Origin of the sequence: Pseudomonas sp. PGPPP1, assembly GCF_002255865.1 — a bacterium.
Taxonomy (GTDB): domain Bacteria; phylum Pseudomonadota; class Gammaproteobacteria; order Pseudomonadales; family Pseudomonadaceae; genus Aquipseudomonas; species Aquipseudomonas cremoris.
Window position 1 is genome coordinate 381,184 of record NZ_NKIG01000002.1, and the last position, 23,814, is coordinate 404,997.

Annotated in this window: 9 protein-coding genes; 3 read left to right on the forward strand and 6 right to left on the reverse strand. The window is 62.9% G+C overall.

The features are described 5' to 3' along the window. The 5 genes from CFE47_RS06220 to CFE47_RS06240 all read right to left on the reverse strand — a co-directional run bounded on the left by CFE47_RS06220 (position 1) and on the right by CFE47_RS06240 (position 6,008). On the reverse strand, positions 1-426 hold the full coding sequence (locus tag CFE47_RS06220; protein ID WP_065905942.1) for an ExbD/TolR family protein: 426 nt from the start codon (positions 424-426) through the stop codon (positions 1-3). An 11-nt stretch (positions 427-437) separates the two neighbouring features. Next, positions 438-2,237 (reverse strand): DUF2341 domain-containing protein, encoded by a 1,800-nt coding sequence (locus CFE47_RS06225; RefSeq protein WP_286835951.1) that lies wholly within the window; start codon positions 2,235-2,237, stop codon positions 438-440. 24 nt (positions 2,238-2,261) lie between these two features. Continuing rightward, positions 2,262-3,845 (reverse strand): ShlB/FhaC/HecB family hemolysin secretion/activation protein, encoded by a 1,584-nt coding sequence (locus tag CFE47_RS06230; protein WP_286835952.1) that lies wholly within the window; start codon positions 3,843-3,845, stop codon positions 2,262-2,264. A gap of 59 nt (positions 3,846-3,904) precedes the next feature. Then, the gene (locus CFE47_RS06235; protein ID WP_185710316.1) at positions 3,905-4,498 is read right to left on the reverse strand and encodes a transposase; all 594 of its coding nucleotides are present in this window, start codon (positions 4,496-4,498) and stop codon (positions 3,905-3,907) included. Between the two features lie 1,051 nt (positions 4,499-5,549). Continuing rightward, on the reverse strand, positions 5,550-6,008 hold the full coding sequence (locus tag CFE47_RS06240; protein ID WP_286835953.1) for an Lrp/AsnC family transcriptional regulator: 459 nt from the start codon (positions 6,006-6,008) through the stop codon (positions 5,550-5,552). Between the two features lie 158 nt (positions 6,009-6,166). Here CFE47_RS06240 and CFE47_RS06245 point away from each other — a divergent pair, with 158 nt between their 5' ends. The 3 genes from CFE47_RS06245 (at position 6,167) to CFE47_RS06255 (ending at position 11,345) form a co-directional block, all read left to right on the forward strand. Next, positions 6,167-7,960, forward strand: coding sequence for a tyrosinase family protein (locus CFE47_RS06245; protein WP_286835954.1), 1,794 nt, complete (start codon positions 6,167-6,169; stop codon positions 7,958-7,960). Beyond that, the gene (locus CFE47_RS06250; RefSeq protein ID WP_286835955.1) at positions 7,957-9,690 is read left to right on the forward strand and encodes a DUF8225 domain-containing protein; all 1,734 of its coding nucleotides are present in this window, start codon (positions 7,957-7,959) and stop codon (positions 9,688-9,690) included. Before CFE47_RS06245 ends, CFE47_RS06250 begins: the two co-directional genes overlap by 4 nt. A 65-nt stretch (positions 9,691-9,755) precedes the next feature. Then, positions 9,756-11,345 carry a hypothetical protein gene (locus tag CFE47_RS06255; protein ID WP_286835956.1) on the forward strand — a complete coding sequence of 530 codons (1,590 nt, stop codon included), beginning with the start codon at positions 9,756-9,758 and terminating at the stop codon, positions 11,343-11,345. A gap of 58 nt (positions 11,346-11,403) precedes the next feature. On the opposite strand, the gene CFE47_RS06260 is transcribed toward CFE47_RS06255, so the two are convergent. Continuing rightward, entirely contained in the window at positions 11,404-23,688 is a 12,285-nt protein-coding gene (locus CFE47_RS06260; RefSeq protein ID WP_286835957.1) for a filamentous hemagglutinin family protein, read from the reverse strand. Positions 23,689-23,814: the final 126 nt, after the last annotated feature.

Sequence of the window (23,814 nt, forward strand, 5' to 3'; positions counted from 1 at the left end):
TCAGCCCTGGCTCGGTTTGCCGGTGACCAGCCCGACCTGGGACAGCTCCAGCCGTCGCAGCAAGTCGAGCACTTCGATCACCTTCTGGTACTGCACCAACGCGTCACCGCGCACGATCACCGGGAAGTCCGGGTTCAGCGCTTTCTCGATACGCAGGCGCTCTTCCAGCTCGCCGAGGGTGACCGGGTAGGCATCCAGGAACACCTGGCCGCCATCGTTGACGGAGATGGCCTTGGTCTTGGCCTCCGACAGCGACACCGAGGCACTGGCCTTGGGCAGATGAATCTGAATGCCCGATACCTGGGCAGTGGCGGTGAGGATGAACATCACCAGTACCACCATCAGCACGTCCACCAGGGGCGTGATGTTGATGCTGTCGACGGCGGCATCATCGTCATCGTCGTGGGAGGCGTTTACGGAAGCCATGCTGATTCTCCTCAGGCCGGAACGGCAGCGTGATGCTCGCGACGGTGCGCCGCTTCACTGGACTGGCTCTCGCCGTGCATCTCCGCCAGGCGGGTGATGAACTCGTCGACGAACACCCGCATGTCGGCGCTGACTTCCTTGTTGCGCGTGATCAGGCGGTTGTAGCCAAACAGCGCCGGAATCGCGACGAACAGGCCCATGGCCGTGGCCAGCAAGGCCGCCGCCATACCCGGGGCAATCGCGTTGATGTTCACGTCACCGGCCATGGCCGTGCCGAGGAACACCACCATGATCCCCAGCACCGTCCCGAGCAGGCCGATATATGGGCCGCCGGCGATGGCGTTGGACAGGGTCGAAAGCTTGGAGCTCAGTTGCTGGTTTTCGCGGGTACGCACGCCGTCCATGGAGCAACGGATGGCTTCGATGGTCGCAGCCGAGACCGACGAGGTGTCGGCACCTTGGGCGCGACGGGTGCGGATCTCCTTGACCGCCACCAGGTACAGGCGCCATAGCGAAGAGTGGGTCAGGCGCTCACTCAGTTGGGCGTCATCGGCATACATTTCCAGGCGGGTGCCGATCTGCGCGAAGTGCTCGCGAAACACCTCGTTGGCACTGCTCACACGGCTGACCTGACGGTTCTTGCGCAGCATGATGACCCACGACTGGAACATCATCGCCACCAGCACCAGGATGATCACCCAGGCATCCACCGGCACGGCGTTGAGCAAGAAGCCAAGGCTGCCGAAACCGAAGCCCGACTGCTCTTCATCCACACCGTAGGCCACCAGTTTTGACTCGGCGCCCTGTGCACTGGCGTCGGCCAGCAGCAGCGTGGCCGGGCGTGCCACCTTGGACAGGCGCAGCTCATCGATGGCCCCGGCGAATGGCTGATGCGTGCTGCCCGCGTCGGGCAGGTCTGCACCCAGGGCCAGTTGAGTATTGAATGCCGGCATCGCCACAGCGAGGTTGGCGGTTTCACGACCATTCACATACAGCGTGACTTTTTCACCCTCGGCGGTGAACGCCAGGTGCTGCCATTGGCCGGGGTTCAGCGGTTGGCTCGACACGGCGCGCTGGCCGTCGATTTCCACAAACGGCGTGCCCTGGTTCAACCCCAACAGCAGGCTGTGAGGGCCGTCGCGACGGGCCAATACCACTTGCTCGCCACTGGCCTGGTCCAGACGCAGCCAGGCGCTAAAAGTGAATGCACCAGCGGCGGCGTGTTGCAGCGATGGGCTGGCCGGCAACATCAGCGGTTGGCCGCTGAACTGCAGGGCGCGACCGATCACACCGTCGATGCTTGCGCCGGTGGCGTTGAGCGCGGTGTTGGCGTAGGCCGTGGTGTCCCGTGGCGGCGTGCCGTTGGCACCGTCAAAGTGATAAAGCGCGGTGTAGCTCGGGTCGAACGTCAGCTGGCCGTTACCGGTGGCCGGGGCCTTCTGGTTGCCGTAGTACATCCACAGTTCCTGGCGTTGGGCGCCTTCGACCTTGGGCACATCCACCCAGATCAACGCCATGCCCATCAACGGGTCGAAGCTTTCGATCTGGTGGTTGAACACGGTCTTGTCATCGGCGCTGACAAAGCGCAAATCAGCGCCGTCGTCTTTTACACCGTCAAAGGTGAAGTTGCCGGTGTGCAGGCGCACCAGCAGCGCGGTGCGGCCCAGGGCCTGGTTGATCGCGGCGCCTTGGGCGGTGGTGTCCACGGTGATCTGCTTGCGGTAATGCCAGTCGTCCTGCCACCAGGCATGGGCGGTGGCCGGGAGCGCGAAGCCCAGGCAGATCAACAGGCTCAGGAATAGGCGTTGCATGGGTGAAATCTCCGAAAGAAAAAGTCAGAAAGTCGCCTGCACACTGAAGTGCAGTCGCGAGTCCTGTTTCTGGGTGTTCGGTCCATCGAGCAGCGGGTAGCCCCAATCCAGGCTGCCGGACAACCATTTGCTCAAACTGGCGCGGGTGCCGAGGCCGACACTGGCCAGGCTGTATTCGTCTTCTTGCTCAGGCAGTGGGTCGTGCAGACGCAGGCGCGCACCTTCGGCGAACGCATAAAAGCGCCACTCCTTCACGTAACTGCCCAGGTACTTGGCCAGCGACGGCGTACGCAGTTCCTGGGAGAGCAAGTAGCCCTCGTCACCGGTGCGCTCCGCCGCCAGGTAGCCGCGTACCGAGGTGGCGCCGCCCGCAGAATATTGCTCGTTCGACACCAGTGGCCCCGAGGCCAGCTGGAACGCTGTTTTGGTTGCCGACTGCCAATCGTTGGCAAAGGTGTAGGTGTAATTCAGGTCGCCCTTGAGCACCGCAAAACTGGCGCTGGCCTTGTAGCGCTTGTAGTCGAACTCTTCGGCGTCGCTGCCGTAGCCAAAGAAGGCGCGGGTGCCTACCACCAGGTTCAGGCCCAGGCCCAATTGGGATTGCTCGGTGTAGCGATAGCCGTTGTAGCCGAGGGTGAACGGTGCGTATTTGAGAGGCACCTGGTCACTGCTGGAGCCGAATTTCATCTCTTCATCGAAGTCTTTGAAGTCGATGCCCAGCGAGAACGAATTGGCCCAGGCTTCGGTGGCCGGCAGGCTGTAGATCGCCGACACGCCGTAGGAATGGCCCTTGCCCAATACGTTACTGCCACCAAGGGTGGCGATGTTGCTGTCGGACTGGTAGCCGGAGAACTGCAAGGTCCAGCGCTCATCCAGCGGCGCACTGTAGGAGCCCGACCAGACCTTGGCATTGTTGCTGTCCTGGGGCGCCGTGAAGTAGGTCAGGGAAATGCTGTGGCCCAGTTGCCAGAGGTTGTCGTAGCCCAGGGTTGCGACCGAGCGCAGCTCTTTGGTGTCGGCACTGTAGTCGTTGTTCAGACCGAGGCTGGCGTGCCAGGGGTTCTGGTCTTCCACCTGCAAGTCCACGTCCATGGTGCCGGGGCGCTGGCCTTCTCGCACCAGCGGCGTGACTTGGCGACCGGCACCGCGATTGAGCCCGGCGAGCTGGGTTTGCACCGTGGTGAAATCCGGTACCGCGCCTTCCTTGAGCCCCGGCACTTCATCGCGAATTTCTACCGGCGAGTAATGCTTGGCACCCACCACACGCACCCGGCCGACCTTGGTTTCGCTGACTTGCAGGTAGACGATGCCGTCATCGACCTTCTGCTCCGGCAACTCGACAAACACCGACTGGTAGCCACGCGCCTGGTAGATCTTTTGCAGTGCGTCACGGGCACCCTCGATATCATCCAAGGTCTTTTGCGGGCCGAGAAACGGGTACACCGCTTCTTCAATCGCCGCCGCATCGAGCACGGTATTGCCGCGCACGAAGTACTCATTGACGTCTACCCGGCGTGCCGCAACGGCCTCTTCCGCCAACGCGGGTTGAGCCAAGGCCCCCAGCGTCAGGCAGCACAGCGCCAGCGTTGACTTGAACAGATGCTCCACACCGCCCCCTGATTCTCTAAGTTTTTGCGCCATCGCCGTTTGTACGGCGTTTGGCCTGCTCAATTGTTGGTGGTCGAAAGATGGCTGTGCCGGGCCAGCCAGGTATGCAGCAAGGCGAAGTTCAGCGAGAACTCCGGCATGTGCAGCAAGGCGCCACAAAACACTTCACCGATGATTTTCTGGATGAGTTGCACCGCACGCGGGTTGTTCAGCAGCGTGGCGATGTCGCGGGTCAGCAGGTGGGTGCTCCAGACCTTCTGGTTGAGGTCCAGGCCGACGAACCAGCGGAACAACAGGTTGTAGTTGAGCTGTTCGTGCAGTTGCTGTTCGCTGGGTACCGAATACAGCAGTTGCAGCAGCAGGATGTGCACCAGGGTGTGCGGCGCAATCGACATGCCCGGTTCGGCCAGTAGCGCGTCGCGATGTTGGTCGATGACCTCGTCGATCTGCGGGCGCAACAACACCAGCGAATGGCCCGCGGGGATGTAGTTGGAGACTTCCTTGAGGGCGCCTTGCCAGTCTTCCTGGGAGACGATCCATACCCACGGCGCGCCGTAGCGGTACACCGAAACTGGCTTTTTGCGCGCGGCTTCGACGATCTTCGACAGGCGCTGGTCGAGCTCCTGCATGCCGACTTTCGAGTAACGTTCCATAGTTCCCATATGCCCCACTCCTGGCGTCCTGCTGACGGCTTTGGAGACGACTTTTGATCGTGTCCAGCGCGTTACATAGGGGAGACGGGGGTGGCTGGGAGCTACCGAACTTTTGTCATGAAAGCTTCATTTTTTGATTTTTTTGGGGGGGGGGAGTACATATCCGTTATTTGGGTGAAGGCTGATATGGGTTCCGCTCTTACAGCGGCTCACTTTTGAAGAGCGCAAAAGTAAGCAAAACGCTTCGCCCCACCACTCGGTGTCTCGCCTAGGCTCGACATGCCCTCACTCCGGCTTGAATCCGTGGGCCGCCGCGATGGGCCATCCCTGGCCCAGCGCGGCTAACCCGGCGTCCTGCCGGGTTACCCACGGATTCAAGCCTGCGTTCGGCCAGCGTGGTTTAACGGGGCGCCTAAGATCAAGATCAAAAGCCAAATCAAGAGCCAGAGCGAAAGCCAGAGCAAACCACTGTCTACCTGATACATGGAGATCCAAATGTGGGAGCGGGCTTGCTCGCGAATACAGTGTGTCAGTCAACAAATTCATTGGCTGATCCACCGCATTCGCGAGCAAGCCCGCTCCCACATTTTTTGATCGTGTCCGGCTTCCTTGCCCTGTGAAATCTGCTTTTCTGTGGGAGCTGGCTTGCCTGCGATGCAGGCAACTCGGTCCATCAGGCATACCCAGTTGATGCCATCGCAGGCAAGCCAGCTCCCACATTAAAGCTCCGTACCACTGACAATCTCGGTCGGCTATCAGGCCGCCGCGCTCTTGCTTTTGATCTAGAAGCGCCCCGTCAAACACGCTGGCCGAACGCAGGCTTTGGAGCGTGGGTAACCCGGCAGGACGCCGGGTTAGCCGCGCTGGGCCAAGGATGGCCCATCGCGGCGGCCCACGCTCCAAAGCCTTCGTTCGGGCACACCGAGCCTAGGCGAGACACCGAGTGTTGGGGCAAGAGCCCTTTGGTTACTTTGGGGCTCTTTTCCAAAGTGACCCGCCGTAAGGGCGGAACCCATATCAGCCGTTACCTAAATAACGGATATGTACACCGTCACCCCCCATACAAAGGCAACTCATAAGACTTCTTAACCGTCCTAACCACCAACGTCGACGAATAAGTACGAATCGGAATCTCCCGATAAGTCTCCAGAAACCGATAGATGTAATCGGTGTACTCCGTGGCATCCCTGAACTTGGCAACCATCACAAAATCGAACTCCCCCGTCATCAGGTAGCAGTCCTGGATCTCCGGGTGGCTGGCGAGGATGTGTTGCATCTTGCGGTCAATCCCGTTGCTGTCCTTGTCCAGCTTGATCAAAAAAAACGCGGTCACCTGGATGCCCAACTTGTGCTCATCCAATACCGCAACCTTGGCCTTGATAATCCCCACGCTTTCCATACGGCGGATGCGTCGGTAACAACTGGTGGACGACAACCCTACGCTGTCGCTCAACAAGTCCAGGCTCTGGCCGCAATCCTTTTGCAGCCTGCCCAGAATTTTCAGATCCATGGCGTCTGTCATCGGTTGAAAATCGTCCTTGAAAATTGCAATGAATCCGTCGCGAAGACGGGCCAATTTGCACAAATCCTGCGCAGTGGCTCCTTAACATCGATTCAGCTTAGCAGCCCAGCCAACACCTGGCCCCAGGGCGGCATGAGAGGGATCTTATGATAGTCGCGAAACCGACATGGACCGCTGATATCCAAGGACTTTTCAGCGCGCCGTACTGGATACCAACCGCAGAACGCGCCGCTGTGGCGGCCACGTGGGTGGGCTGCATGAATGCCTACGACGTGTTCCTGGAGGACCTCGACTCGGTCAAGACCTGGTCGCTGACGATTTACCAGCACCTCGCCTCGCGCAACATGCCGCTGACCACTGACGCACAGCAATTCTGGCCCATCGACGCGTTGGAAACCTTTCGCCTGTGGGTCAACCAGGGCTGGCGGCGGGACAGTATTTCGCCATTTGACCTGGCCGAACGCATCCCGCCACCGGCGCTGCCACACCCGGTCAAGCGGGTGCGCCCGGACATCCGCGCCCTGAGCCCCGAACAACTGAACCTGTACCGCGCCAAGCTGGATGATGTGATGCACATTGGCGATCCAGACAGCGGCTCACCGTGGCAGCGCTACGCCTACATCCATACCAATTGGTGCCTGCATTACCAGGAAGCCTTCGCCCTGTGGCATCGCGCCTACCTGCTGTATCTGGAGGCGTTGATCGACTGTCCGATCCCGTATTGGGACTGGATGGCCGAACATGCCAGTGTCGATGGCAGCCCCGAGGCCGGGTTGCCTCAGGCGTTTCTCGATGAAACCTACGTGCACCCGCACACCGGCGAAGTACGGCGCAACCCGCTGCGTTATGCGGCAGCCAAGGATGGCCGCTCGAAAGTCTGCGCCAGCGGCAGCGTCGACGGTGTGGACTGCCTGTACGTCCAGCGCAATCCGTTGTTCTACACCCAGGGCGAGGTGTTCCGCGCTGAACGCACCCAGTTGTATGGCATGAGCCGGATCTTCCAGCAGCAGGTGATCGACGCCCTCGCTTTCACCACCTTCAGTCAACCGCAAGGGGTGCCGGGCTATCCGTGGGCCAACATCACCACGTTCGACCCGCCGCAACCGGACAACCTGTACCCCAACCGCGCGTTGAATTTCGACGGGCTTTACGAGCAACCCCACGACAACTATCACGGCTGGATCGGCGGCGACATGGCCGACAATGCCTACACCGCCTTCGACCCGGTGTTCTGCTCCTACCACGCCAATATCGACCGCATGCTGGAGGTGTGGATCCGCGCCAACCCAGCGGCGCAGTACACCACTCAGTGCCTGTTGCAACCCTTCGCCGGTCACGCAGCAGATGAGGTCACGTTCACCAGCGCCGAAGCCTGGCGCTACACCACGCTGGGTGACATGGCCCAGGACAGCCGGCATATCGGCTACGACTACGGTACGCCGGTGGCGCCACAGTTCGGCGCAGCCAAGCCGGCAGCGTGCTGCCAGGCGCATGCGACAAACACCGGCCCGTGGGTGGTGTTCGACCATGTGCGCTGCACCCACGACACCTTTCTGATCGACGTCTTTCTCAACCAGCCCGATGCCACCGCGCAGCAGGTCAATGCCGACAACCCGCACTACGTCGGGCGTTTCAGCCGCATCGGCATGGGCCTGGTGGATGACAAGGGCCGTTGCATTACCCAGGGCGTATCGCGTGCGTTGAATGCGGCGCGCAGCGTCAAGGCGCTGAACCTGGGGCCGAGTGACGCGGCGCAGTTATCGCTGCGCGTGACCCATCTGGAAAGTGGCCAGGTATTGACCCCCGACGCCTACGCGCCGCTGCCTGGTTTTACCGCCCAACTGGTGTGGGACGACCCACGCCACACCTCTGCCGGCCCCGCCCCGGGCGCCGGTTGCTGTGCCACTGCTGCATCCACCCACGCTGGAGAATCGACATGAGCACGCCGTTCAAGCAATTCACCTCGCCCGCCGAACAAGCCCCCAAGGACTACAACCGGCTGGGCCTGGAAAATCAGCTGCCGCAGTTTGAAACGGACTGGAACAACAACGTCACCGGCTGGACCCAGATGTCGGTCATCGGCAACCCCTGGTCGAACCTCAACGACGCCCCGCGCTCGGGGTATTACAACCCGCTGGAAAGCGGCTACGGCACGCTGACCCCAGTGACGATCACCTGGCAACCGTTCCCCAATCGGCTGTGGACCTTCTTCTACAACAATGGCGCCGCCGTGGTGCCCCAACTGAATGGCCAGGCCATGACCCTGGACCAAGTGATGCAGTTGACCGACCACGGCCAGATCACCCTCAACGGCACGCTCTATTCGCTGTACCCGGACCCGGCCGCCACCCAGCTGCAGATCCCCAGCGTGCTGTGCAAGTCCATCAACTGGAACGGCCCCTACGCCGACTTCTCGCCCAATGGCCCACGGGGCTGGCTGGATGAGTATTGCGAGTGGTCGATCACCCGCGACCCCGACGGCAATATGCGCAGCATCCAGTTCACCAGTGAGAACCCGGCGTATTTCCTGACCATGTGGAACATCGACCCGAACGCGGTGCTGGGGCTGTACCAGGCGTACGTCGACCCTCAGGTAAAACTCGAAGACCTGTACCTGCGCTACACCGCCGACGGCCCCACCGGCAAGGCCGGCGACCCGGTGATCGATGAGACCACGGGCCGCCCTGCCTACGACACCGTGAACAAATGGAATTCGGGTACCGTACGGCTGCCGGGTGTGTCGGGCGGTGCGATGCACCTGACGTCCGGCCCCAATACCCTGAGTGCCGAGATCTACCTGGCGGCCGCGGCCACGATCCTGCGGCCGATCAAAAGCAGCGCCAACCAGCAAAGCCTGATCTGCTGCGCCCAATATGGGCAGAACTACCGCAACTCCGACCCGCATATCGGTTTTTCCGCCAACCAGGCGGCGGTCAAGAACCTGCTGTCCCTGACCAACCCCATCGGCCTGTACCTGCAACAACCGAAATCCTTCAACACCTGGAAAGGCCCGCAAGGCCAGGATGTGAGTGGTTATTGGCGCGTTACGCGTGGCAGTGCCGGCACGGGGCCGAACACGTCCGACCAGATCCTGCAGGCGGTCTTTGAAGTGCCACTCAGTGCAGGGTTCTCGATCAACGACATCACCATCAACGGCACGCCGATCGACTATGTGTGGGTGATCGCCGAGCAGCTCGACGTCGCCCTCAGCGTGACCCCGGCGCCGCTCACCGCCACGCCCGGCGAAAGTGACTGCGTGGCGGCGAACAACACCGATGCGCAACCCTGGCCGGTGCAATTGCTGCCGCTGGACTTGTTCTACGGCCAGTCGCCCACCGACTTGCCCGCCTCGTTGGCACCCGGTTCATCCGGCCAGTTCGTGCTGGTGGTCCAGGGCGCCGACCTCAAGACCACAGCGGCGAACGCACGGGTACAGTTCTCCAACCCTGGGGTTACGGCCCAGGTCAGGCAGTTCTTGCCGGATGCCTCGGCGATTCCCGGGCAAACCGATGGTGGCGGTACCCAGGGCTACATCATGACCATCAACGTGAGCAGCACGGCCGCGCCGGGACTGGTTACCGTGCGCGCCCTCAACCCTGCCGAAGCCGCCAACCCCAGCGCCACCCAGCACCCGTGGGAAAGCGGCCTGGCGCTGGTGCCCGACGCCTGAGTGCCACCCGCCGCCCATGCCAGGCATGGGCGGCTTTCCCAAAGCCTTGAGCAAGGAACGCAATCATGTACGGATGGCCTCGCCCGCTTCGCCGGGCACGCTTGAGTGTATTGGGGTGGCTGGCCTGTGCGCTGCTGCCCCTGCTGGCGCCACAACCGGCCAGAGCGTCGGACGCGCAATCGTGCGTCCAGCAACTGGTGTTCAACCCTGCCAGCGGTGGGTTTCTACCCGTCAATAACTTCGGTACCGAGCAAGCGTTTCTCAACTGTTTTGGCTGGCAGTTGTTTATCGCGATGAACTGGCCGGTCAACCCCGGCTGGCCCGCCAACCCGGCCCTGGCGGGAGAGCCCGACCCCAACAGCAGCGCCGCACACTTCGGCGTACCGCCGACGCCCGGCCAACCGATGAGCAACGCGCCGGTATGGGCCAGCTACAAGGACGCCAGCGACATCTTCCTGCCCGGTGCTGCCAAGCCCTCCGGCTGGGGCGTGCAAACCCTGGTGCCGTCCAATTGCACCGCCAGCAACACCCTCAAGGCGTTCTCGTCGGGAGCGCGAAAGTTCATCACCGCCACCTCGGAAAGCGCGATCAACCGTGCGCATCGCTTTCACCTGTCCAGCGGCACGCAGGTCACCTTGCCCGATTCGATCATGGAAGCCTCCGGTGGCTGGCTGACGGATCAGGCCGGCAACCTGGTGTTTTTCGAGCGCAAAGTCGGCAAGGCGGAGTTCGACTACATCGTCGACAATGGCCTGTACGACGCCGCCAACCAATTGATCGTGGCGCAGAACAGCGACAACCGGCACCCGGCAGGCCTGTCGTTGCCGGCCGGCAAGCTAGTGCGTGAACTGCCGACCAACGCCCTGCCCCAGGAAGAACTCGGCGCCCTCGAGCTCAAGGCCGCTTGGCGTGTGCTCACCAACCAGCCGCAATTGTATGGACGCTACCTGACCACCGTGGCCTGGCTGCAACGCCCCGACACCCTCAAATGCACCCAGGAAGTAGTGGGCCTGGTGGGCCTGCACATCATCAACAAGACCCAGACCCAGCCGAACTTTATCTGGACCACTTTCGAGCAAGTCGACAATGTGCCCGACGCCGGTGACACGCCGCCGCCCCAGGGCTACACGTTCAACAACCCTGCCTGTACGGGCGACGCATGCACGCCGAACGTGGCGCGGGTGCAATGCGACGCCACCCACACACCGCCCAATTGCACCCCACTTGAGCAACCGGTGCAGGCCACCCGGGCCAATGCCTTGCCACAGGACATGCAGGCGCTGAATGCGGCAGTACAGCAGACGTTTGCCCAGCAGACCCAAGGTCAATCGGTGTTCCAGTACTACAAACTGGTGAATGTGCTGTGGTCCAAGACGCCCAACGCCCCCAACGAACCTGGGCCGGGGCCGAACGTGAAGACGCCGTTGTCCTATGGGCCGTACGTCAGCGATCAAAGCGTGCCCGTGGCCAACACCACCCTGGAAACCTACGTGCAGAACGACAACTGCAACGACTGCCACCAATACGCGGCCATCGCCGGTAAATCCAACCTGGCCTCGGACTTCTCGTTCCTGTTCGGCAATGCCGATTCGGCGAAAAACACCCGCCTGATCAAGCGCATCGAAGGCTTCAAGACCCTCAAGGATGATCACTAAAAAAAGGGGCGATCATTGATCGCCCCAAACGGTTACATCGAGAGGTCCTTCAAAAGTCTTACAGGCTGATTTGCTTGCGCTCCTCATCCGTCAACCGTGCTCGCGCCTGTTCACCCAGCGGCCCGGCACCCAGCACTTGCACCGGGCTGTTGGGGTTGTAGCCCGAGGTTTTCTGGCCTTCCTGCGGGCTGCGTTCAACCGGCTCGCTGCCAAAGCTCAGCACTTCCACCGTGACAATCGAGGGGCGGCCTTGCTTGGCCGCTGCCTGTTGGCTACGCGCTGCATCCTCCGCCGCCTGAGACGCCGCTGCGCCCGCAGCACTGGCCGAGCTCATGGCGCCGGTGTTGACGGCGGCTGTCACCGGCACCCCGGAAGACTTGCCCTGAGTCTGGATATTCGCCGCGTTCACCACCCGCAACGCGGCGATGTTGATGTTGCCCGACACCCGGATGCCCGCCTCGCCCGCATCGATGGTGCCCAACGGCGCGATCAGGTCGATGTCCCCCGCCGGCACTTCAGGAATCGGGTTCAACGTGGCGATCCCCGCGCCGGTGCTCGGCACCGACGGCGACAGGCTCACGTTGCCCCAGTTGTCGTAGACCCGCTTGGGCGGCGTGTACACCACGGTGGTCTTGGAACCCCGCCCGGCGTTGATATCACCCTCGGCGGTCCAGCCCATGATCGAGCCGCCAAAGGTGGTCATGATGCGGCTTTGGCCCAGCAGGATGCTGCCCAGGGAGTACAGCTGGATATCGCCTGCGCCCTGGGTAATCACGCCCGCCGTCGACGGTGGTGCCGCACCTTCGATACCGAAGGTCTGGCTGCCACCTGGGGTGAGCATCTGGATCGAGCCACCGAAGTTGGTGTGCACGCCCGCGCCGCCGAACATCGTGATGTCGCCTTTGTAGGTGATCGGGTTGCCCGCCACGTCGCGCTCGGGGAACAACGCTGCGATCGCCGCGCGGCCACGCAGGTAACTGCCCTGGCGCACACTGCCGTCCTGGTTGTACTCACGCCCCGCCGCCTTGAGTTCGGCGAAGTACACATCGCGGGCAAACACCCGTTGCTGCTCGGCAGGCAGTGCCGCGTAGTAGCCGCGAGCCTGTTCGGCGGTGCCGGCAAAACCGAAGCGCTCGGCGAGCCAGCTGACCAGTTCGTTTTCGTAAGTCTTGGCCACTTTGCCGCCCTGGATCGACTCACCCGGTTGCGCCAGGTTGGCAGGGTTCAGGTAAGCCTCGACGAAGCGCTGATAATCCGGGCCGTTGGGACCGACACCGGCTTGCATGACGATGCTTGCGCCGGGGCGGGTGTCGCCGGGTGCCACGGCACCCACGCTGTTCACGCCAACCTTGTCTTCCATCAGGATCGTGCGCCCCGCCGTCAACTCCAGGGTGCCTGGGCCTGCGACGTTGAAACTGCTATAGAGAATGTCGCGTCCGGCACTGACGACGGAAATATCCGTAGGGCCGTTATGCACGAACAGGTTGCCGGTGGTGGTATAGAAACCGGTGTTCCCGTCGCCGCCGCTGGCGCCACTGAGCAGGGTGCCGCTCCTGACGATATCGCGTCCGGCCAACATCCAGACCGGGCCCGCGCCCTCGTAATAGGTCTGCCTGTAGCGCGGATCGCTGGATGTCGTGATCGTGATCTGACGCCCACTGTTCACCCCCAGCAGGTCACCGCTCAACGCATAGAACCGTGCTGGTTCCAAGTCATCGCCCCACGCCAGGCTGGCGGTGTTGGCGCCGAAGGCGAACAGCGGATGGAGCCCCAAGCGCACCACGCTGCCATCGCTGGACACGTTGCCGCTGCCCACGACAGGCCGCCCATCCGCCAGGAACCCCATGAAAGCCGGCTTCAAGATGGTTGCCAGGCTGGCCGGGGCCGCACCGGAGCGGCTGACGGTCAGGTCCCCCCCGTAGATCGAATCCCCTGCCAACAATTCCAGTTGCCCATTGCTCGACGGCGCCAGCACCAGCGCTTTGACAGCGGGTACGTTGGCCCCGTCCTGCGCCGCCGCACGCCCGTAATACAGGCTGCCACTGGCGGCGACCGCACGCAGGGTGGCGGGATAGACCGCCGCCATATCGGTTTCCAGCGTCTGGGTCAGTGGCGTGAGGTTGCCCCCTGCGGAGAACAGGTCCACCGCCGTGCGGTCGGTCCACAGGCTGAACCAGTTTTGCGCAAACCCGTTCGCGAAGCCCGAAGCGTTCATTTGTGGCGCCCGCCCAGGATCGGCCACCTCCTGCACCACCAGGTCGCCACGGGTCGCCAGGCTGAAGGTCGCATCCCCCGGCAGCAGGCTCATGCCGCCGCCCGGCAAGGCGGACGTCGAGCGCAATGGATCGTACGCACGCACCTCGCTGGGGCTCTGCTCTCGGTTCTGATTGCCATAACGCAAGGTCAGGCTGCCCAGCGCACCGCCGGTCAACTGCACATGCCCGCGCAGGTCCACCAACGCCCCATTGAGTTGGTCGATGGCGTACCCGGCGGCCGGGTTCACACCCCCCCCCACCCGCAGGTTCAGGTCGCCACCGCCGGTCAGTTGTACGCTGCCGTCAGCCGCTACGCGCCCCGTACTGCCGACCGCCAAGACCAAGCCTTGGCTACGGGCGTTGACAGCGTTGTCGCTGCTGCGCACAGCGGTGAGGACACCCGCATTCCCGTCTACGTCGACATTCAGATTGCCACCGCCCAAGGTCCCAAAGCCGGTGAAACCCACCATCTGGTCGGTCTTGCCCGTAATGCCGGCGGCATAGGACCCGAAGTTGATCCACCAGGCAGTGGCTTGTGCCTGGCTGCCGTTCAATCCGTTGCCTTGGCGCCACAGCCAGTTACCGACGTTGACGGAGTCATGGTCAAGATCATTGACCGGGCGCCCAACGCGTACGGATGCCGCACTGAGGGCGTTACCGCTAAGGTTTCCACCCACTTTCAACAACAGGTTGCCGCCCCCATTCGGGTACCAGGCGCGATAAAGGCTTTCGGTTCCGCCATCGACCAGCTTCTCGTTGCCACCCGCCGCATTGCTCAAGACCTTGCCATTGCTGCCCACGGCGCGCTTGAGGTTATACGGGTCATTGGCCGACGTACCGGTGGACGAGCTACCGGCGGTGTACACGCCGAACAACGACTCCATGCTCAAGTTACCCGCGGCCAACAGTTCCAGGTCTGCCGCGCCGGTGCGCACCACGCTGAAGCGGGTGCTGCCGCCTGACGCCAAGGCGTAGCCCCCTTCGCCCGTAGCGCAGTACTCAGGGAGGTCATCACACATGCCAAGGTACGCATCGTTTACAAAGTCAATCGGTTGGCCGGCCTTGCTGGCGTCGCCAAACCAGTCGATGGCTCCCACTTCGGTCCACACCACCGAGCCTTCGCCGGGCACCCCGAACATCCCGTAATGGCTGTCGGCAAGGCGCAAGTTACCGGTGGATGGATGCGGCTGCAGCAGGCGGCTGTCTGCCGCCTGAGTATCGGCCCCGGCCACCAGGCGTATCGACCACGACTGCGAGCCCTCTTCCAGCATCTTCGCAACCGCCCAGTTTTTGCCCTGGCGTCCGGCATCGGCGACACGCAGCGCTACCGACTCCACGCCGCCCGGCAGTTTGACGTTGGTACCCGACGGCAACAGCGCACCGCGTGGCAGGACTTTATCGCCGGCCAAGGTCAGGTTTGCAGCCAACGGCACGCCTTTGGGCCAGGTCATGCTATCGAAGCTGGCTCGGCTGCCCAGCAGCGTGCCAGCCTCCAGGACGGTGCCAGCGGCGAGCGTCTGGTTCTGGCTCAGCAACGTGCCGGCGGCAAACAAAAGCGTGCCGGATGCATCGTGGATATCCGCCGCCAACACCGTCCCGGCCTGAAGCTCCAGGGTTTGAGTGAGCTTTGCCGCGACAGGCAAGCGGGTTCCCTCAGGCAGCGACAGGGCATTGGTCTGCACATCGAAATTCAGCGTGATACCGGCGGGGAACTGCGTGCCAGCTGCCAGGGTCACGCCGCTGCCCGGCACCACCACCGTGCCGCCGGTGTAGTCAATGCCGGCACGCAGTACCCAGCCATTGTCATCGTCAGTCTCAGCTGGCGTTGCAAAGCCGTCATTGATGCTGCCGTAGATATTCAAGTCGCCACCGGCGCGCAGGGTCAGGCTGCCGGCTTCGGTCAACTGCGGCGATTTGAGGCTGGCATAGCGGTAGCCGGACAGGTCCAGGTCGCCTTGCACCACCAGGTCGCCGTCCGGAGTCTTGCTGATGATTTCCACCCCAGGACGCACGTGGAACACGTCGCCGTAGGTCGCGTTGTTCAAGCCGGCGAGTTTGTTTTGCAGCAGGTTGTTGTTGCTCAGGACCGCCTCGATGAACTTGGTACTCAACTCATGCTTTTTGTCCAGATAGGCCTTGTCGATCGCCTGGTAGGGGCGCCCGCTGGGTGTGTCGTCGGTTTTGGTGGGGGCATCGTCGTAGCTGATCATGCCGTTGACGGCGATGGAGCGTGCACCCTCGATCGTCAGTTGCCCGCGGGCGTCAATCGCGATGTCATTGCTGGTGCCGTCCGGGTTGATAATCCGCGGGGCATTCAGCTCCAGGGTGCCACGGTTGCGCCCGTCATTGCCGGTGGCGTCGGTGCCGTGGCGCAGGTCGATACGCGCACCGTCGGTCAGGGTCAACAGGCCATTGCCGGAGCCCAGCACCACGATGGCGCGGTTGGGCGAGTCAATGATCTGGCCATAGCTGTCCACGCGCAATTGCGTGCCGTGGGCATCGAGCACAGCACTGCCATCCAGGATCAGGCCGTTCTTGGCGGCCAGGTTGATGTTGCCGACCCGCTGGCCGCTGGCGTCCACCCGACCGGTCACCCGCAGGCTGCCGTTGTCCACCGACACGTTGACGGTGTTGGCCTTGACGTCATTGCCGATGACCAGGTCGCCCTGCTTGAGCTGGAAGCTACGCGCACCGTACACCTGGCCACTGTTGAGACGCTGGTTGAGCGCCGCAAACTGCTCGGTGAGGGTACCGCTGGTGCCCAGGCGCTGAGCCTGGATCTCCACCGTGCCGGCCAGGTAAGGCACCCATGTACCGCCAGCATCGTAGTCACCGCTGCTGCTGGCGACGATCTTGCCCGCCAGGTCGACGATCCCCGCCGCGCCATCCACCGCCACGGCGCGCAGCTTGCCCGCCTGGTTGTGCTGCGCCGACAGGTCGATGCTCGAACCGGCCGCCTGCAACACATTGCCCGCGCGGCTTTCCAGCAGCACTTCGCCGCCGGCGCTGTATTTGGTCAGGTCGTTAAAGGCAATGGCACGGCCGGCCACATCGATCAATGAGGTGTCGGTCAACACCACGTCGCCCCGCGCGCCCAGCGTCACCTTACCGCTGGGCAATACCACGGCGCTGGCCAGGCGAATGCTGTCGCCTTGCAGTGAAAGCTCGGCGCCATATCCCTCTGCCTTGCCCACCGGGCCACCCGAGGAACGAACGTCAATGACGCCACCGGCGGTGATGCGATTCACCGAGCCGGCCTCACCGGTCATCAGCGGCGTGACAATGTTCAGGTTGCCGCCACTGTAGACAAAGCCCTTGCGTGGATCGTAGGCGCCCTGGCTCTGGTACACCGACAAGCTGCCCTTGTGGTTGGTGGTAATGCGCTGGCTGGCATTCAAATTGACGTTGGCAAAGCCCAGTGCCAGGCGATCAAAGGATGCGGTTCTACTCGGCTGGGCAAAGTCCCCGTAACCGAATTCGATGCGCTCGGCGTTGATATCCAGGCGCCCGCTACCGGTGCCAGCTGCGCCGGCGATCGCGGGAATAGGCCGCGCCTCGGCCCCCTGCCAGATCAGGTTGGCGGTGTGGATCGTCGCCACGTCATTGGCGCTGCCCGAACCATAGATCGCCGGAGTGGAGATCATCAGGTTGTTCAGCAAGGACTTGCCGGTCACCGCGTCGTAGGTGTCCAGGGTGGTGGTGCCGTAAAAGTTGAAGCTGTCACGTGCGGACAGTTGCAGGGTTTCCAGCGCCGGGGCGCCGAACTGGGTGTCACCGCGCAGCAAGCGTTCAAGCAACTGCTGGCTGAGGGTCATGCCCGTTGGCAGGCGCTTGCCCGCCGCCGCCTCGGCCAAGGCTTCGGGGCTGCCAACGTTGATGCTCGACACCCCCACGTTCAGGTGACGGGTGCCGTAGCGCACTTCGTCGCCCATCTGCAGGCTGCTGTCGGTGAGCGCAACAATAGAGCCCTCGGAATACAAGGCGGTCTGCCCCGTGCAAGCTGCACTGTTACATACGCCCAGTTGGATGCCCGCACTGGCGTCAGGTTGCTGCGCACCGATCACGTTAAGCAAGCCGTTAGATACCGCCAACATGTTAGCCACGCTGTAGATGAAGCCGTCACGCGCGTCATAACTGGCCTTGCCACGGCCAATGGTATTGATCGAGGCACCCTGCTCGACGACGATGTTACCGGTGGAGGTCAGCATCAGCACTTCCGGCGCTGCCAGGGTCGCGCCCTCCCTCAAGATAATCGACCCGGTGCTGCCTTTGGTCGCAAGGATGTAGTTGCCGCCCTGACCGTACCTGACCAATGTCATCCCACCGATCACCAAGCGTGAAGCGCCTAAGGCGTTGAGGCTTTCAGCGACCACGCTGACGCCACCGAAACCGGCGCTGGCGCCCTTGCCCGCCGCCACGATCTCGATCGATTTTTGGGATCCATTCGCGTTGATAAGGGCCACGGTGCCTCCGTAACCGCCATCAGCCGCCTCGAAGCGGCCGACCCCCTGGAACGAAAACGCGTCAGTACCCGCCCCCGGGCGCAACGCCAGTTGCAAGGTCTTGGCATCCACCGGCAGCAATGCCCGCGGTATGCCGAGCTTGGCCGCATCGGCCGCCGCGTATTGCGCGTAACTCATTTCGTTGTACTGGGAGTAACGGCGCAGGGTGTCGGCCGAAGTGAGGATCACTTGGCTGGCCGTGCTGTCACTTATGCCGGTGTTGGCGATGGACAGGCGCCCACCGGTAGACCATGAGCCATTGCGCATTTGCTGGGTTGCACCGAGGCTGCCCAGGCCTGCCAGGCCATTGATTTCCACGCGAAAAGCACCCGGCATCAGGGCATAGGTCGACGGCATCAGGGTATAGGTGCCCGCTGCCAGCCCCGGCACGCCCGCGCCAATGGTTATTTGCTGGCCGATCATCGGGTCCACCGCGCCGCCTTCCGGCGCGACGGGCGCATAGCCTGGCTGCACGCCCGGCACAATGGCATACACCGGGTTGGTAGCCAGCCCCGGCAGAATGAAGCCGCCGTTCACGCCAAACTGCACCAACGGGTTGTAGCGTGCATCGGTGGAACCGCCGCGCCCGGAAATAAAACCGGCGCCGAGCAATTCGCCACCACCGGACAGGTCCACGGTAGCGTCAGGCTGCACGACCACTGACTGTCCACCCAGGATCATCCCGACATTCAAGCTGCCGGCTTCGGTTGCGCCACCTTGTCCGATGAACGTCACCGTCTTGCCGTTGTACTTGTAGACCTGGCCGTCCACGGTGCCGCCATAAGGCAGCACCAGGCCCTTGCCACTCACCGAGGTCACGCTGCCCGGCAACAGTTCGACACGGCTAGAGCCCAGGTTGCCGATTTCGATCAGGCCCAACGGGGCGCGTACTACCCCACCCTGCTTGATGGTCGGGCCGCCCAATTGCAAGCGACCAAACGCCGAGTACGGGATGGCAGCGTTGCTGTCGCCCGTACGAGCGATGGTCAAGGTGCGCGTCGGGTCGTAGTTGAAACCCGTGTCATTGGAGGCATTGCCATTCAGATAGCCGGCCAGCACCCGGGCACCGACCTCCGTCGCCGGGTACAACTGCGCCGCGCGCAGGGTCATGTCACCCTGAGTCACCAATTGAGTACTGATCCCCTGGGCAATCACGTCCGCACCGGCGCCAGCGAGGAAGCGCAAGTCACCCTGGCTCGTCAGTTGCACATCATCAAACCCGCGACGCTCCAGGCTGACCTGAGCGTTATTGGCTTGGGGCAGGTTGCTCTTGTTGCCAAACAGCACGCTGCCGCGCACATCGATCAGGTTCGCGCTGGCGTTGAACTGCGCAGTGGTTGCCAGCTGAGACGGATTGGCCAGCACCGGAACCGCACGCACGTAGGCTTCTTTGCCGGACTCTGCGGGGGCAAGGATGCCGGCCAACAACAGGTACGGCGCTGACAGGTTGACACGCGAATAGCTCGTCGCACCTTCACTGAGGTTATAGCTGGTGCTGTAAAGCCGCAGGCTTTGGCCCATGTTCAACGTCACATCACCGTCAAAACTGAGCAAACCGTTGCTGAGCAGGGCCAGGTTGTCAAAGCCCCCGGCGGTGATCTGGTCCACGCCGAGGCGGCCATGGCCGTACTCAAGGCTGACGGCGGCGGGGTCGGCATCGTCCGGCAATGCGCTGGCTTGATGGGTTTGACTGAGGACCAGTTCACGCACCTTGAGCACGCGGTCGTTCACCGCGTTTTTGGCGTAATACGGGCTTTCCAGCGCCAGCGACAAGCTGCCGCCCGCCGCGCCCGCGCCACCGGCCCGGGCCACAAAGCTGCCGTCCAGATACAAACCGTTGTTGGACGCAAAGCTGATGCTACCGCCATTGCTGGCCACCGCCACCCGGCCCTGGCCTGGAACATCAAGCACCGCCTGGGTACCGGACGCGTCTAACCGCGCGCCCTCGCGCACCACCACAAACACATCGCCGGCCTTGGCAATGCCAGTGGCCAGGTCGATCTGGCCGCCGATGCTGATCGTGCCGCCGTTGCTGACCCGACCATAAATATCGCCACGGTTGTTCACCGCCGTGATCGCTCGCGATGCGACATCGATCAGCGCGTTTTCGCCCACCCAGATCGAGCGATCATGGCCAATGGCATTGGGCTGTTCCCACGTCTGCTGTGACACCGTCAGGCCACCCAGGCTGACACTGCCACCCCAGGCATTCAGGGTGCCGTTCAAGGTCAGCTGGCCGACGCTGCGCAGGCTGATACCCTGGCCGGGATCGACATTGATCACGGCACCGTTGCCGACGGTCAAGGCGGTGGTTGCCAGGTGTGCCGCGGTGGAGTCCTTGGAGCCGGCCGTCAGGGTCAGGCTGGCGCCACGGCGCTGGCTCAACACGCCTTGCACGGGGTTTTCCTGGTAGAGCGCCGGCGTCCAGCGCTCAAGGGCCGAGGCCGGGTCGCTGCCGCTGGGCGTAGCCAACGTCTGCTCACCCAGGTGCAAGACCGGCACGGTGACGTCCACCTGCGTGCCGTCCGTGACCAACAGCCCCTCATTACCGGTGATGTCGTAGGCCGAAAAGCCCTTGTTGAAGAAGTCGCCGGCCAGTTGCAACGTGCCGGTACCCGGCGCCGTGGCGCTGTCGCCGATCTGTACCTTGCGCGCCTGCAGGGCCAGGATGCCGCCACCGCTGACGCCATAACCGCGAACCTCGCCGTCCATGGCCAATGAACCCTGCGCCGCCAGGGTCACGTCGCCGCCCTTGCCGCCGCTGAGCTTGCCATCCACACCCAAGGTGGCGCCCGAAGAGGCGTCCACCACACTGCCGGTCGCCAGGTTCACATCGCCGGTGCTGCGCAGCGACACCTTGCCGCCGTTCACATACGCCACGCCGTCGCGATTGTTCGGGTCGAGCACCAGGTTGTTCCAACGCCCGGTGGCATCCAGCTTGACGCCTGCTGCCACATCGACCCGCCCGCTACCAGGCACGATCACATCCCCTACGGTGTTACCCGAGTTGAGATTGATCTGATTAAGGATGTTGCCCGCGTTGATACTGCCGCCGTGGGCCGTGAGGTTCGCGTTGATAGCGACCCCTGGCCCGAACAGGGTGATATCCCCACCATCCGCCACACTCAGTGCGCCGTTAACCGTAATCTGCTGCTTGGCGCCGACCTTGATTGCGCCCAACTGGAAGCCGCTGAGTTGGTCGCTGTCGAGTACCAGCTTGCCCTGGCGATCCGCCGGCAGCGCCGTGGTGAGGTCCAGGCCTTCGGCGATCTTTTGGATATTGCTGTCGATCAGCACATTGTCAGCGGCGCCGTTCAGGGCATAGCGCAGGGTACCGGTGGTCTTGTTGTAGATCGGTGTGTACTGGCCAATGATCAACTGCGCGCGCTGGGCCATCGCCTTCTGCGACTGTTGGTAACCGTCAAGGTTGATATTCGGCGCCTGGGTCTGGCGGTCCCCTTGAAACACATCGCTGATCACCTGGCCTTCCAGCACTGCGCTGCTCGTGCCGACTACCAACTTGCCTGCATCGCGACCCACCGTGTAGCCCGAATCATAGCGACGCTGCTGAGCGACCAACGGATTGTAGAAATACTCGGTCTGGCCCCAGCGGGCGCTGGTGGATTCATAGCCCTTGTAGATGCCCGAATACAGAATGTCGCCCGGCGCGCGTGACAGCTCATACAACCGGCCATCCGGCCCTTTGAGCCAGGTTTGCTGGATGTAACCACCTTGCACATCCACGGTGCCGCCCGACAGGTTGATGTGTGCGCCCTGTTGGGTCACCACGTCCTTGCCGGTGAAGGTCACGGTGCCGCCCTGGGCCATCCATTCGCCCACCGAATGACCTTGAGTGCCCAGGTATCCACCGACTTCCAGCAAACCGCCGGCCGTGTACCACCGGTCCGTCGCGTAGCCATTGGTGCCTGCCGGGACGAACACCAGCTCACGCAGGTCAACCCACACGTCGTTGTTGATCAGTTGCCCATTGTCGCGGTTGATCGGCGCATCACGCTGTTCGTTGCCCTGCACGTTGATCTTGATGTTGTTGGCTTCCATCGACACCTTGACGCCGATGGCGCCCGACACGTCGATCATTGCGCCATCACGCACCAGGCTGCGCCCAGCGGCGCTGACGGCAACCTGGCCACCGGTGGCCAAGGTAATCGAGCCTTTCTGGAAGTCCACGGTGCCGCCGCTGACGATCTCGATGCGCGACTGATCGGTACGGTCGGCCACGCCACTCAAATTGTTGAAGGCCCCCGTGATCAGAGGGTTACCCAAGCCATCAAACTGAGTCAGGCCGTTGTTTTTTTGGCTGTCGAGCGCGGTGCTGCCACTGCTGTCCAGCAGGATGGCGGTGGTGCTGCCCTCCCCCAGGGTCACGCTGCCGGTGGTGTCGGTGGCGGAGTTGAGCAGGTGAATGGTGCCGCGAGTATCCACCGAGGTACTGGCCAGGGCCACGCCGTTCTGCAGCACTTGATGACCGGTCAGGGTGATGTCGCCGGTAGAAGCCATGATCAGGCCGCTGTTGGTGACCTTGCCGGCAGTGCTGCCAGCCTTGAGGGTGGTGGCCACTTCATTGCCACGGGTGGTGGAGCGGTCGTTGCCGCTCGTACCGACGCCCTTGCGGATGTAGAAGCTGTCGCCACCCGCTAGGGTGGTCTGGCCCTTGGCAGTAATGATGGTGCCGGCGTTCTCTACCTCGGAACCCAGCAACAGGGCGTAACCACCGGAGTCTGTGGAGGTGGCCGGGCTGTGGGTCTGGATCAACGCGCCGCGTTGCACCTCGACCTTGCCCGCCGCATCGGTAAAGGTTGGCTGGGTGCCGGTGGCGTCCACGTAAATGCCGCGCTGGGTGAACTGCTCATCGGTGATGTTCGCGGCGGCGGCCACCAGGTTGCGCACGTTGACCTGGCTGGTGCCGCTGAACACCACGCCGTTGCGGTTCATGATCATCACGGTGCCGGCGCCGTTGATCTGGCCCTGGATCTCACTCGGACGTGCATTGGGATCGTTGACGCGGTTGAGCACGGCCCAGTTGGACTGCTGCTGGAAATCCACGGTGGTGTTACGCCCGACGTTGAAGGTTTCCCAGTTGAGAATCGCCTTGTCGGCGGTCTGCTCGATGGTGACCGTGGTCTTGCCGCCGGATTGGGCCTGGGTCGGGTTCTTGGCGTTGGTCCAGCCTTGGGTGAGGCTGTTGTCGACTTGCAGGCCGCCCTTGCCGAGGCCATCGGGAACGTTCGATACCTGGCCGAACGCAGCTTGTCGCCCTGCCGCCTGCGCTGCCTGCTGGGCGGCAATCGCCGCGACGCTGGTGTTGAGCGTGCTAATTGAACGCGCCAACTGCTGGTTGACCCGTGCCTGCTCGTTCAACGAAGGAATCCCCGGCACCTGCCCGCCGTTCACGCGTGCCGCCGTGGTCGCTTGAGACGCACCTTTCTCGGCAAACCAGCCGGCACTGAACGCCGTGGCGGCATGGGCGTTACCCGCCACCATCAACAAGGCGATGGCCTGCGCCAGGGGCTTGAGGCGCAACACGGTCTGGGCTTTGCGGTTTACCGTTGGTTTGCAGCGGACCATCTGGAAATTCCTTGTTTGTTATCGCACATGTGTCATCGCACAGCGGGCAAGACACGCTCACGTATGAGGGTTAGGCGGTTGGCGCAAGGCACGACTGAACTTCTGTCATGCAAAGTTCATATAGGG

What these genes read in the sequence shown, in the direction of transcription:
- CFE47_RS06220 (WP_065905942.1), bottom strand. Translation starts at nt 426, where the DNA reads ATGGCTTCCGTAAACGCCTCCCACGACGATGACGATGATGCCGCCGTC.
- CFE47_RS06225 (WP_286835951.1), bottom strand. Translation starts at nt 2,237, where the DNA reads ATGCAACGCCTATTCCTGAGCCTGTTGATCTGCCTGGGCTTCGCGCTC.
- CFE47_RS06235 (WP_185710316.1), bottom strand. Translation starts at nt 4,498, where the DNA reads ATGGAACGTTACTCGAAAGTCGGCATGCAGGAGCTCGACCAGCGCCTG.
- CFE47_RS06240 (WP_286835953.1), bottom strand. Translation starts at nt 6,008, where the DNA reads ATGGATCTGAAAATTCTGGGCAGGCTGCAAAAGGATTGCGGCCAGAGC.
- CFE47_RS06245 (WP_286835954.1), top strand. Translation starts at nt 6,167, where the DNA reads ATGATAGTCGCGAAACCGACATGGACCGCTGATATCCAAGGACTTTTC.
- CFE47_RS06250 (WP_286835955.1), top strand. Translation starts at nt 7,957, where the DNA reads ATGAGCACGCCGTTCAAGCAATTCACCTCGCCCGCCGAACAAGCCCCC.
- CFE47_RS06255 (WP_286835956.1), top strand. Translation starts at nt 9,756, where the DNA reads ATGTACGGATGGCCTCGCCCGCTTCGCCGGGCACGCTTGAGTGTATTG.
- CFE47_RS06260 (WP_286835957.1), bottom strand. Translation starts at nt 23,688, where the DNA reads ATGGTCCGCTGCAAACCAACGGTAAACCGCAAAGCCCAGACCGTGTTG.